We start from the raw sequence: 12,617 nt of genomic DNA, 5'->3' as shown, positions 1-12,617 counted from the left end.
AGCGTGCCAAAAATCAACGCCAGATTTGTTGATACCCCGTCTCCGGCCGTTCGGTCGGGACGAGGTTCCTTTGAAAAAGTCCTGCCGGGAATTGTTCCGGCAGGCGCATCAGCGAGGACGCTGTGAACGCCGGTCCTATTCCGACCGGTTGTTCCGCTCTCGTGGTGTAGCCCCGACGCAGTCGGGAAAACATTCACGGAGAGTTTGATCCTGGCTCAGGACGAACGCTGGCGGCGTGCTTAACACATGCAAGTCGAACGATGAAGCCCTTCGGGGTGGATTAGTGGCGAACGGGTGAGTAACACGTGGGCAATCTGCCCTTCACTCTGGGACAAGCCCTGGAAACGGGGTCTAATACCGGATAACACTCCTGCCTGCATGGGTGGGGGTTAAAAGCTCCGGCGGTGAAGGATGAGCCCGCGGCCTATCAGCTTGTTGGTGAGGTAGTGGCTCACCAAGGCGACGACGGGTAGCCGGCCTGAGAGGGCGACCGGCCACACTGGGACTGAGACACGGCCCAGACTCCTACGGGAGGCAGCAGTGGGGAATATTGCACAATGGGCGAAAGCCTGATGCAGCGACGCCGCGTGAGGGATGACGGCCTTCGGGTTGTAAACCTCTTTCAGCAGGGAAGAAGCGAAAGTGACGGTACCTGCAGAAGAAGCGCCGGCTAACTACGTGCCAGCAGCCGCGGTAATACGTAGGGCGCAAGCGTTGTCCGGAATTATTGGGCGTAAAGAGCTCGTAGGCGGCTTGTCACGTCGGGTGTGAAAGCCCGGGGCTTAACCCCGGGTCTGCATTCGATACGGGCTAGCTAGAGTGTGGTAGGGGAGATCGGAATTCCTGGTGTAGCGGTGAAATGCGCAGATATCAGGAGGAACACCGGTGGCGAAGGCGGATCTCTGGGCCATTACTGACGCTGAGGAGCGAAAGCGTGGGGAGCGAACAGGATTAGATACCCTGGTAGTCCACGCCGTAAACGGTGGGAACTAGGTGTTGGCGACATTCCACGTCGTCGGTGCCGCAGCTAACGCATTAAGTTCCCCGCCTGGGGAGTACGGCCGCAAGGCTAAAACTCAAAGGAATTGACGGGGGCCCGCACAAGCAGCGGAGCATGTGGCTTAATTCGACGCAACGCGAAGAACCTTACCAAGGCTTGACATACACCGGAAAGCATTAGAGATAGTGCCCCCCTTGTGGTCGGTGTACAGGTGGTGCATGGCTGTCGTCAGCTCGTGTCGTGAGATGTTGGGTTAAGTCCCGCAACGAGCGCAACCCTTGTTCTGTGTTGCCAGCATGCCCTTCGGGGTGATGGGGACTCACAGGAGACTGCCGGGGTCAACTCGGAGGAAGGTGGGGACGACGTCAAGTCATCATGCCCCTTATGTCTTGGGCTGCACACGTGCTACAATGGCAGGTACAAAGAGCTGCGAAGCCGTGAGGCGGAGCGAATCTCAAAAAGCCTGTCTCAGTTCGGATTGGGGTCTGCAACTCGACCCCATGAAGTCGGAGTTGCTAGTAATCGCAGATCAGCATTGCTGCGGTGAATACGTTCCCGGGCCTTGTACACACCGCCCGTCACGTCACGAAAGTCGGTAACACCCGAAGCCGGTGGCCCAACCCCTTGTGGGAGGGAGCTGTCGAAGGTGGGACTGGCGATTGGGACGAAGTCGTAACAAGGTAGCCGTACCGGAAGGTGCGGCTGGATCACCTCCTTTCTAAGGAGCATCTAGGCCGCCGGGCTTGCCCGGTGGTCCAGGGCCATTACGTCGGCACACGTCCGACGGTGGTTGCTCATGGGTGGAACGTTGATTATTCGGCACTCTCAGTCATCTCGGGCTGCAAGTACTGCTCTTCGGAGCGTGGAAAGCTGATCATGAGTGGCGAGGGTGCCGGGCACGCTGTTGGGTGTCTGAAGGTACGGCCGAAAAGGCTGCCTTCAGTGCCGGCCCCGGTGAAGCACCGCGTAAGTGGTGTGTGACGGGTGGTTGGTCGTTGTTTGAGAACTGCACAGTGGACGCGAGCATCTGTGGCCAAGTTTTTAAGGGCGCACGGTGGATGCCTTGGCACCAGGAACCGATGAAGGACGTGGGAGGCCACGATAGTCCCCGGGGAGCCGTCAACCAGGCTTTGATCCGGGGGTTTCCGAATGGGGAAACCCGGCAGTCGTCATGGGCTGTCACCCATACCTGAACACATAGGGTATGTGGAGGGAACGCGGGGAAGTGAAACATCTCAGTACCCGCAGGAAGAGAAAACAACCGTGATTCCGGGAGTAGTGGCGAGCGAAACCGGATGAGGCCAAACCTCAAGCGTGTGAGACCCGGCAGGGGTTGCGCTTGGGGGGTTGTGGGATCTCTCTTTCACAGTCTGCCGGCTGTGAGACGAGTCAGAAACCGTTGATGTAGGCGAAGGACATGCGAAAGGTCCGGCGTAGAGGGTAAGACCCCCGTAGTCGAAACATCAACGGCTCGTTTGAGAGACACCCAAGTAGCACGGGGCCCGAGAAATCCCGTGTGAATCTGGCGGGACCACCCGCTAAGCCTAAATATTCCCTGGTGACCGATAGCGGATAGTACCGTGAGGGAATGGTGAAAAGTACCGCGGGAGCGGAGTGAAATAGTACCTGAAACCGTGTGCCTACAAGCCGTGGGAGCGTCGGGCAAGCACTTGTGCTTGCCTCGTGACTGCGTGCCTTTTGAAGAATGAGCCTGCGAGTTTGCGGTGCGTTGCGAGGTTAACCCGTGTGGGGAAGCCGTAGCGAAAGCGAGTCCGAATAGGGCGATTCAGTAGCGCGCTCAAGACCCGAAGCGGAGTGATCTAGCCATGGGCAGGTTGAAGCGGCTGTAAGAGGTCGTGGAGGACCGAACCCACCAGGGTTGAAAACCTGGGGGATGACCTGTGGTTAGGGGTGAAAGGCCAATCAAACTCCGTGATAGCTGGTTCTCCCCGAAATGCATTTAGGTGCAGCGTCGTGTGTTTCTTGCCGGAGGTAGAGCACTGGATAGGCGATGGGCCCTACCGGGTTACTGACCTTAGCCAAACTCCGAATGCCGGTAAGTGAGAGCGCGGCAGTGAGACTGTGGGGGATAAGCTCCATGGTCGAGAGGGAAACAGCCCAGAGCATCGACTAAGGCCCCTAAGCGTACGCTAAGTGGGAAAGGATGTGGAGTCGCACAGACAACCAGGAGGTTGGCTTAGAAGCAGCCACCCTTGAAAGAGTGCGTAATAGCTCACTGGTCTAGTGATTCCGCGCCGACAATGTAGCGGGGCTCAAGCGTACCGCCGAAGTCGTGTCATTGCAGCAATAGGGCCAACGCCCGCTGTGATGGGTAGGGGAGCGTCGTGTGCCGGGTGAAGCCGCGCCGGAAGGCAGTGGTGGACGGTTCACGAGTGAGAATGCAGGCATGAGTAGCGATACACACGTGAGAAACGTGTGCGCCGATTGACTAAGGGTTCCTGGGTCAAGCTGATCTGCCCAGGGTAAGTCGGGACCTAAGGCGAGGCCGACAGGCGTAGTCGATGGATAACCGGTTGATATTCCGGTACCCGCTGTGAAGCGTCAAACATCGAACCAGGCGATGCTAAGTCCGTGAAGCCGCCCCGGAGCCTTCGGGCAAAGGGGAGTGGTGGAGCCGACGGACCAGACCTGTAGTAGGTGAGTGATGGGGTGACGCAGGAAGGTAGTCCATCCCGGGCGGTGGTTGTCCCGGGGTAAGGGTGTAGGCCGTGTGATAGGCAAATCCGTCACACATCAAGGCTGAGACCTGATGCCGAGCCGATTGTGGTGAAGTGGATGATCCTATGCTGTCGAGAAAAGCCTCTAGCGAGTTTCATGGCGGCCCGTACCCTAAACCGACTCAGGTGGTCAGGTAGAGAATACCGAGGCGTTCGGGTGAACTATGGTTAAGGAACTCGGCAAAATGCCCCCGTAACTTCGGGAGAAGGGGGGCCATCACTGGTGATCCGATTTACTCGGTGAGCTGGGGGTGGCCGCAGAGACCAGCGAGAAGCGACTGTTTACTAAAAACACAGGTCCGTGCGAAGCCGTAAGGCGATGTATACGGACTGACGCCTGCCCGGTGCTGGAACGTTAAGGGGACCGGTTAGTCACTCTTCGGGGTGGCGAAGCTGAGAACTTAAGCGCCAGTAAACGGCGGTGGTAACTATAACCATCCTAAGGTAGCGAAATTCCTTGTCGGGTAAGTTCCGACCTGCACGAATGGCGTAACGACTTCTCGACTGTCTCAACCATAGGCCCGGTGAAATTGCACTACGAGTAAAGATGCTCGTTTCGCGCAGCAGGACGGAAAGACCCCGGGACCTTTACTACAGTTTGATATTGGTGTTCGGTTCGGCTTGTGTAGGATAGCTGGGAGACTGTGAAGCTTGGACGCCAGTTCAGGTGGAGTCGTCGTTGAAATACCAGTCTGGTCGTGCTGGATGTCTAACCTGGGTCCGTGATCCGGATCAGGGACAGTGTCTGATGGGTAGTTTAACTGGGGCGGTTGCCTCCTAAAGAGTAACGGAGGCGCCCAAAGGTTCCCTCAGCCTGGTTGGCAATCAGGTGTTGAGTGTAAGTGCACAAGGGAGCTTGACTGTGAGACCGACGGGTCGAGCAGGGACGAAAGTCGGGACTAGTGATCCGGCGGTGGCTTGTGGAAGCGCCGTCGCTCAACGGATAAAAGGTACCCCGGGGATAACAGGCTGATCTTCCCCAAGAGTCCATATCGACGGGATGGTTTGGCACCTCGATGTCGGCTCGTCGCATCCTGGGGCTGGAGTCGGTCCCAAGGGTTGGGCTGTTCGCCCATTAAAGCGGTACGCGAGCTGGGTTTAGAACGTCGTGAGACAGTTCGGTCCCTATCCGCTGTGCGCGTAGGAATATTGAGAAGGGCTGTCCCTAGTACGAGAGGACCGGGACGGACGAACCTCTGGTGTGCCAGTTGTCCTGCCAAGGGCATGGCTGGTTGGCTACGTTCGGGAGGGATAACCGCTGAAAGCATCTAAGCGGGAAGCCTGCTTCGAGATGAGTATTCCCACCCCCTCGAGGGGTTAAGGCTCCCAGTAGACGACTGGGTTGATAGGCCAGATCTGGAAGCCCGGCAACGGGTGGAGGTGACTGGTACTAATAGGCCGAGGGCTTGTCCTCAGTTGCTCGCGTCCACTGTGTTGGTTCTGAAACCACGAACAACCCCACGTTTGTCACAGAGCGTGGTCCGGTTGACAGTTTCATAGTGTTTCGGTGGTCATAGCGTGAGGGAAACGCCCGGTTACATTCCGAACCCGGAAGCTAAGCCTCACAGCGCCGATGGTACTGCAGGGGGGACCCTGTGGGAGAGTAGGACGCCGCCGAACAAATTTTGCAGAAAACCCCCGGACCGGGGATACCGGTCCGGGGGTTTTCTGCGTTCAGGACCTATCCGAACAGCGGCTGGATCGACGCCGTTTACGACGAGCCGGCCCTGCTTCTTGGGCTCGGTGCCGCATAGACGGCCAGGACGCGTCCGGGCCGGCATTCCCCGCCACCGGGCCCGAGAAGCACGGCCGGCCATCACCGGCTTGTCCTCGAGTGCGCTGTCCGAGATCGTTCGTCTCGAACACACCCGCAACTATCTGCGGCCAGGCGACGTCAGCGCGGCCGTGCGCCTGTGGAGGACTACGTCCACCACTCCGAGCGCCGGCTGTGGCTGTCACCTTCGGCCATCGGGTCGTCCCGCAGCACCTCCAGGGCGAGCGGCAGAAGATGAGCGAGTCCCGCGTCCTGCCCGATCAACAGACGCAAGTCCTCGACGGTCAGTCCGCCGATCGGCCGACACCGAAGGGCATGCGCCGTCGAAACAAGGCGACTTGAGTCGGCCAACGGTCGTGCTCGAGATCTTCCAGAGAGCTGTCACGGTCCACGGGCCGAGTCATCGGCCGATCGTCCCACGCCGCGGATCTCAGCCGAGCTCTGGCTGAAGGGTTGTCCCACAACGGTCAGGATCGCAAGGGACTGGAACGTGAAGCAGCACGATGGCGCCGGCTTCGTCACTCGTTTTGAGTTCGAGGCGGACTACTCGAGCCGGTACCCCATCCAGCAGGCAGGCGTGCAGGCGGGCTGACCCGACCGCGCCGGGCACAGGATGTCGGGTCCGGCACAGTGGGACTTCCCTAGCGTGGGGATCAGTAAGGGAAGGACGGCCAGGAGTGCTGGAGCGGCTGAATGAGGCCATGGACTACATCGAGGACCACCTCGATCAGCCCATCGACGCGGCCGAGCTGGCCCGTATCGCCATGACGTCCGAATACCACTTCCGGCGGATGTTCTCCGCGCTGGCGGGCATCCCGCTCTCCGAGTACGTCCGCCGTCGGCGGCTGACGCTCTCCGGGGCCGAAGTGCTCGCAGGGGAGCGGACGTTGCTCGATGTCGCGGTGCGGTACGGGTACAGCTCGGGCGAGGCGTTCGCGCGTGCCTTTCGTGCCGTGCACGGGGTCGGTCCCGGCGAGGCGCGGCGGACAGGTGCGGCGCTGCAATCCCAGCCGCGGATGTCCTTCCGGCTGATCGTGGAAGGGAGCACCAGCATGCGGTACCGGGTAGTGGAGAAGGACGGGTTCAGGCTCGTGGGCAGGGGGACACAGGTCCCGCTGGTCTACGAGGGGATGAACCCGGCCATCGTGGAGTTCGTCAAGAGCATCGGCAAGGAGACGCTGGGGCGTTGGGAGGAGTGCGCGGACGGGGAGCCCGGCGGTGTCGTGGCCGCCGTCAGCAACCACTCCGAGGACGACGAGGAGGGCACCGAAATCGACTACTTCCAAGGGGTGGTGAGCGACGCCGAGGTGCCCGGCGCTTCGGACAGCCTCGACGTCGAGCCGGGGACGTGGGCGGTGTTCGAGTCCTCGGGCCAGTTCCCCCTGGCGGTGCAGTACCTCTGGCGAGACGTGTACACGCAGTGGTTCCCGTCGAACCCGTACCGGAGCCGGCCGGGCCCGTCGCTCTCGCGCACGCGGGTGTCCGAGGACGGTACGCACGCGGACGCGGAGGTGTGGATTCCGGTGGAGCGGGTCGGCGGCTGAACCCCGACGCCGACTACGGCTTGCAGAGCAGCCCGCCATGTTCGTACAGCCGCATGCTCTGCTTACGGCTTCACCAGTGCAGTGAGCTGGTCGAGGGCTGTGTTTGGTGAGGTTGGCCAGCGATCTCTTCAGGCGCGCTCACACGCCCTCGGCCGGCGAACTCGGGAACGTACGGCGGCAACTGGTAGACGGTCAGCCATGGTCGGGCGCCGATTGACCGCCGCATGGTGCGGCTGATGTGTGTTCAGGTGTCCCGGACCAGGATGATCGGGCCGCCGAGCTGCTGGTGTGCGGCGTCGAGCAGACGGGCGCACCCTCGAGAACTCGCGCGGAAGGGTTCCGGGTGCTGACTGTGGTGTGGCAGGTGCTTTTGCCGACTGGGCGCAGTGTGTCAGCGTGGGGCGCCATGAGCAGTGATCACGAGAGGGATGCGGCGCTGGCGCGAGCCGTGCGGCTGCGGGAGCAGGGCCGGGCTGGGCAGGCCCGGGAACAATTGTTGGAGCTGGCCGAGCGGTATCCGAAGGATGCCGAAGTCGCCTATCAGACCGCCTGGGCGCACGATGTCCTCGGCCTGGAGACCGAGGCCGTTCCGTTCTACGAGCGGGCCCTGGGTGGTGCGGGACTGTCTCCGGAAGATCGGCACGGGGCTTTCCTCGGGCTGGGAAGCACTCATCGGGTCCTGGGCTCCTACGGGGTGGCCGTGCAGACCCTGCGGCATGCGCTTGAGGAGTTCCCGGACGATCCGGCGCTGCAGGCTTTCCTGGCCATGGCGCTGCACAACGCCGGTGAAGACCGCGAGGCGGTGCGGCTGCTGCTGAAGACGGTGGCCGCCACCAGTAGCGACCGCCGGGTGCAGGACTACCGGCGGGCGATCGAGCACTACGCCGACGATCTGGACGGCGTGCAGCAGACAGACGAAGGGCCGCGGGAAGGGGAGACATGAGTCATCGGCAGTGGCGTGGGCGGTCGTCCCAGCGGTGAGTGGTCCAGGCTCGTCGGATCGGGCTGCGGATGGTGATGTCGGTGTCGACCGCGATCTGGTCGAGGATCAGACCGACGATGCGGTCGTAGGCCTCCAGCGCGATCTGCTTCAGCCGGGCGAACAGGTCCAGGCGTATCCGCTCGTCGCGGCCCCTTCGGACCGTGATGGCGGAACAGGTCGTGTCCGCGATCGTCTCGCAGGAGCAGCCGAAGCGCAGGCTCTTGCTGGGCGAAGCGAGGCAAGCCCGACCGGCTCCCGGCGACCTACCGCCGCACCCACGGCGTCACCTACTTCCACGGCTGCTACATCGCAGTCATCCTGTGCAGACCCAGACCCAGACCCAGACCCAGACCCAGACCCAGACCCAGACCCAGACCCAGACCCAGCACCGGTAGCTGCGGTGGCGTAACACCAACGCCCGCCACCCCGACGTACTCGCCGCGCAGGGAACGCGCCCCTATCTGCGGCGAGAAGGGCCTCCGCTGGGGCGGGCGACCCCTCGCACCCGCAGCCTGATCAAACGACTTCAGCGGAGAACATCAGGTCGTTGCGCTACGGGCGATGCGGTAGAGCACGTTCGGACGCAGTGGTCCGGGCGCGGTCGGGTCGTCGAAGTCGTCGGCCGGGTCCCGGGTCATGCCGATCCGGCGCATCACCGCTTGTGAACGGAGGTTGGTGGCTGTTGTGACAGCGAGGATCTCGGGAAGCTCAAGAGTGTCGAAGCCGTGGGCCAGGACTGTCAGCGCAGCCTCGGTAGCGTAGCCCCGGCCCCAGGCCGAGCGGGCGAGTCGCCAACCGATCTCCACTCCCGTGAAGGGCACGTCGTCGTCCACCTCGTCCAAGCCTGCGAAGCCGATGAACTCGCCCGTGACCTGCACCTCAACCGCCCACCACCCGAAGCCTCGCTGGTCGAACTCGGCCTGGAACCGCGCCACGGACGCATCGCTCTGTTCGCGGGTAAGCAGGTCGCCCAAGTGCTCCCGAACCTCGGGATCGGCATTCATCGCCGCCCACGGGTCAAGGTCGGAGTCACGCCATCGGCGCAGGACAAGGCGATCGGTACGCAGTTCAGCCATGCTGCCGAGCCAACGTGAGCTCTGGCCCCGAGGCAATCTCTTTTGCTTCTGGGTGGCACCGCCCCCAGAAGCACGGATCGCTCCCAGGGCGAACCGCTCAGCAGGGCGCAACCTGGACCCGCCAGCAGATCGCCAACCAGCTCCGATCTCTGCTGCGCGAGTACCACCCTGCCGCTTGCCATCTCCGGCCCAGTCTCATCCGACGAGGCGCGCACTCTGGCTGCCTGCTTTCGGTCCCGACGACTGCTACGGCGTCGCCTGGTCGCTGCTGCACCTGATCGAGGCCAGCCCAGGCCCTCTGCCACCCGTGACACGCCCTGGCCCCGACGCCGACGCCTGGCATCACACGCTCCGGAACCGCTGGGGAAACCACGGACTCATCGAGGAGGACTGACCGTTAGAGCTCTGAGCTGTCCAGGGGGTTCCGACGCCGTGACACCGTGATCACACCAGCCACGGCGAGATCGTGGCACCTCGATCATGTTCCAGGACCCGCAGCCTCCGCCGAGGCGTATCTCGGTCGCTCGGACGGATTCGGCATGAGAGCCTCGCGCCCGTGGCTACTGACACCCAGGTGGGAGAGCTGTTGCACCAGCGCGGCTGGCGAACGGCTTTCACGGTCGCTGAACGGGTGAACGCGTGGGCCACCCTGGTGAGCGGCATCGAGCGCGGCTACGGCGACGACATCTACGAGTACACCAACGACCTCTACTGCCGAAACTGGCTGCACGAGGCGTGGCTCCTGCTGGACGAACACATCGTCCAGATCTGGACTCCGCAGATCAAAGCTCTGGACGACCGGTACAAGGCCGCGACCGTCGATGACGACGGCCAAGCACTCGACCAGTTCCACGGAATGCCCGGACCTGAGCTGTGGTGGTGGCGGCGACACCCCCGCATCCTCACCGGAGACCTCGGGCGTTCGCTTCGCTCGGCCGGCGCCATCGGCACCGACCCTGACACAGCATGACCCTCAGCCTCGTGGGTCACGGGACAGTCGGCGCCGAGGAGCGCCGTCGGCACGCGTCCGCGAACCGCGACGGGATCCGCCGGCCTTCCTCATCCGCTGGGCCGGGCCGTCACCACTGACCCGCTGCCGCCGGAGCACCCTAAAAGATCTTGACAGGGGAGGTTGACACCGTCCCGGCGGATCCGTAAAGTCCTGCGAGTTGTCACGGAGCCGGAACGGTTCCGTGACGGCGCCTCCGCCGCGGATGCGGCAATCAAACCACCAGTACGATCTCCCAGCCGGGGTGAATTCGGCGTGTCCGAATTCAATTCGATTGGGGCCCGGCGGCCCGATTAGGAACTGCCGGGAAGATCCGCTAAAGTTTGAGACGTCGGAACGGCCCAACGGCCGGGAAGGCAAACCCCGCTGACTGGGGGTCAGGCCCGAAAGGTTCTGATAGAGTCGGACTCGCCGGAAAGGGAAACGCGAAAGCGGAAACCTGGAAAGCGCCGAGGAAATCGGATACGGAAACGGTCTGGTAGAGTCGGAAACGCAAGATCGAAGGGAAGCGCCCGGAGGAAAGCCCGAGAGGGTGAGTACAAAGGAAGCGTCCGTTCCTTGAGAACTCAACAGCGTGCCAAAAATCAACGCCAGATTTGTTGATACCCCGTCTCCGGCCGTTCGGTCGGGACGAGGTTCCTTTGAAAAAGTCCTGTCGGGCATTGTTCCGGCAGGCGCATCAGCGAGGACGCTGTGAACGCCGGTCCTATTCCGACCGGTTGTTCCGCTCTCGTGATGTTCCACCGGATTACCGGTAAACATTCACGGAGAGTTTGATCCTGGCTCAGGACGAACGCTGGCGGCGTGCTTAACACATGCAAGTCGAACGATGAAGCCCTTCGGGGTGGATTAGTGGCGAACGGGTGAGTAACACGTGGGCAATCTGCCCTTCACTCTGGGACAAGCCCTGGAAACGGGGTCTAATACCGGATAACACTCCTGCCTGCATGGGTGGGGGTTAAAAGCTCCGGCGGTGAAGGATGAGCCCGCGGCCTATCAGCTTGTTGGTGAGGTAGTGGCTCACCAAGGCGACGACGGGTAGCCGGCCTGAGAGGGCGACCGGCCACACTGGGACTGAGACACGGCCCAGACTCCTACGGGAGGCAGCAGTGGGGAATATTGCACAATGGGCGAAAGCCTGATGCAGCGACGCCGCGTGAGGGATGACGGCCTTCGGGTTGTAAACCTCTTTCAGCAGGGAAGAAGCGAAAGTGACGGTACCTGCAGAAGAAGCGCCGGCTAACTACGTGCCAGCAGCCGCGGTAATACGTAGGGCGCAAGCGTTGTCCGGAATTATTGGGCGTAAAGAGCTCGTAGGCGGCTTGTCACGTCGGGTGTGAAAGCCCGGGGCTTAACCCCGGGTCTGCATTCGATACGGGCTAGCTAGAGTGTGGTAGGGGAGATCGGAATTCCTGGTGTAGCGGTGAAATGCGCAGATATCAGGAGGAACACCGGTGGCGAAGGCGGATCTCTGGGCCATTACTGACGCTGAGGAGCGAAAGCGTGGGGAGCGAACAGGATTAGATACCCTGGTAGTCCACGCCGTAAACGGTGGGAACTAGGTGTTGGCGACATTCCACGTCGTCGGTGCCGCAGCTAACGCATTAAGTTCCCCGCCTGGGGAGTACGGCCGCAAGGCTAAAACTCAAAGGAATTGACGGGGGCCCGCACAAGCAGCGGAGCATGTGGCTTAATTCGACGCAACGCGAAGAACCTTACCAAGGCTTGACATACACCGGAAAGCATTAGAGATAGTGCCCCCCTTGTGGTCGGTGTACAGGTGGTGCATGGCTGTCGTCAGCTCGTGTCGTGAGATGTTGGGTTAAGTCCCGCAACGAGCGCAACCCTTGTTCTGTGTTGCCAGCATGCCCTTCGGGGTGATGGGGACTCACAGGAGACTGCCGGGGTCAACTCGGAGGAAGGTGGGGACGACGTCAAGTCATCATGCCCCTTATGTCTTGGGCTGCACACGTGCTACAATGGCAGGTACAAAGAGCTGCGAAGCCGTGAGGCGGAGCGAATCTCAAAAAGCCTGTCTCAGTTCGGATTGGGGTCTGCAACTCGACCCCATGAAGTCGGAGTTGCTAGTAATCGCAGATCAGCATTGCTGCGGTGAATACGTTCCCGGGCCTTGTACACACCGCCCGTCACGTCACGAAAGTCGGTAACACCCGAAGCCGGTGGCCCAACCCCTTGTGGGAGGGAGCTGTCGAAGGTGGGACTGGCGATTGGGACGAAGTCGTAACAAGGTAGCCGTACCGGAAGGTGCGGCTGGATCACCTCCTTTCTAAGGAGCATCTAGGCCGCCGGGCTTGCCCGGTGGTCCAGGGCCATTACGTCGGCACACGTCCGACGGTGGTTGCTCATGGGTGGAACGTTGATTATTCGGCACTCTCAGTCATCTCGGGCTGCAAGTACTGCTCTTCGGAGCGTGGAAAGCTGATCATGAGTGGCGAGGGTGCCGGGCACGCTGTTGGGTGTCTGAAGGTACGGC

The 12,617-nt window shown here is 61.8% G+C and carries 5 protein-coding genes, 4 rRNA genes and 2 pseudogenes; 7 read left to right on the top strand and 4 right to left on the bottom strand.

What is annotated here, in order from left to right:
- Positions 1-192: 192 nt before the first annotated feature.
- The 3 genes from OG410_RS20275 to rrf all read left to right on the top strand — a co-directional run bounded on the left by OG410_RS20275 (position 193) and on the right by rrf (position 5,358).
- Positions 193-1,718: ribosomal RNA gene (locus tag OG410_RS20275) — 16S ribosomal RNA — on the top strand.
- A 313-nt stretch (positions 1,719-2,031) separates the two neighbouring features.
- Positions 2,032-5,152: ribosomal RNA gene (locus tag OG410_RS20270) — 23S ribosomal RNA — on the top strand.
- A gap of 89 nt (positions 5,153-5,241) precedes the next feature.
- Positions 5,242-5,358 (top strand): 5S ribosomal RNA (rrf, locus tag OG410_RS20265).
- The 16S, 23S and 5S rRNA genes sit together here, the layout of an rRNA operon.
- Before the next feature lie 301 nt (positions 5,359-5,659).
- On the opposite strand, the gene OG410_RS20260 is transcribed toward rrf, so the two are convergent.
- On the bottom strand, positions 5,660-5,863 hold the full coding sequence (locus OG410_RS20260) for a contact-dependent growth inhibition system immunity protein (RefSeq protein ID WP_329300492.1): 204 nt from the start codon (positions 5,861-5,863) through the stop codon (positions 5,660-5,662).
- Between the two features lie 326 nt (positions 5,864-6,189).
- Here OG410_RS20260 and OG410_RS20255 point away from each other — a divergent pair, with 326 nt between their 5' ends.
- Entirely contained in the window at positions 6,190-7,056 is an 867-nt protein-coding gene (locus tag OG410_RS20255) for an AraC family transcriptional regulator (RefSeq protein WP_329300491.1), read from the top strand.
- Positions 7,057-7,124: 68 nt separating this feature from the next.
- Here OG410_RS20255 and OG410_RS42620 read toward each other — a convergent pair.
- Positions 7,125-7,366, bottom strand: a pseudogene (locus OG410_RS42620) (IS630 family transposase); the annotation flags it as partial.
- A gap of 96 nt (positions 7,367-7,462) precedes the next feature.
- On the opposite strand from OG410_RS42620, the gene OG410_RS20250 reads away from it, so the two are divergent.
- On the top strand, positions 7,463-7,999 hold the full coding sequence (locus OG410_RS20250; protein ID WP_329300490.1) for a tetratricopeptide repeat protein: 537 nt from the start codon (positions 7,463-7,465) through the stop codon (positions 7,997-7,999).
- 70 nt (positions 8,000-8,069) lie between these two features.
- On the opposite strand, the pseudogene OG410_RS20245 reads toward OG410_RS20250, so the two are convergent.
- Both OG410_RS20245 and OG410_RS20240 read right to left on the bottom strand, forming a co-directional pair.
- A pseudogene (locus tag OG410_RS20245) lies at positions 8,070-8,255 on the bottom strand (IS5/IS1182 family transposase); the annotation flags it as partial.
- 322 nt (positions 8,256-8,577) lie between these two features.
- Complete coding sequence (locus tag OG410_RS20240; protein WP_329300489.1) at positions 8,578-9,114, bottom strand: GNAT family N-acetyltransferase; 537 nt, start codon at positions 9,112-9,114, stop codon at positions 8,578-8,580.
- A gap of 556 nt (positions 9,115-9,670) precedes the next feature.
- Here OG410_RS20240 and OG410_RS20235 point away from each other — a divergent pair.
- Both OG410_RS20235 and OG410_RS20230 read left to right on the top strand, forming a co-directional pair.
- Entirely contained in the window at positions 9,671-10,084 is a 414-nt protein-coding gene (locus OG410_RS20235) for a hypothetical protein (RefSeq protein ID WP_329300488.1), read from the top strand.
- Between the two features lie 800 nt (positions 10,085-10,884).
- A 16S ribosomal RNA gene (locus OG410_RS20230) occupies positions 10,885-12,410 on the top strand.
- Positions 12,411-12,617: the final 207 nt, after the last annotated feature.

This window comes from Streptomyces sp. NBC_00659 (genome assembly GCF_036226925.1).
Taxonomy (GTDB): domain Bacteria; phylum Actinomycetota; class Actinomycetes; order Streptomycetales; family Streptomycetaceae; genus Streptomyces.
The sequence above is the reverse complement of the archived record's forward strand: the minus strand, read 5'-3'. Positions and strand labels throughout refer to the sequence as shown.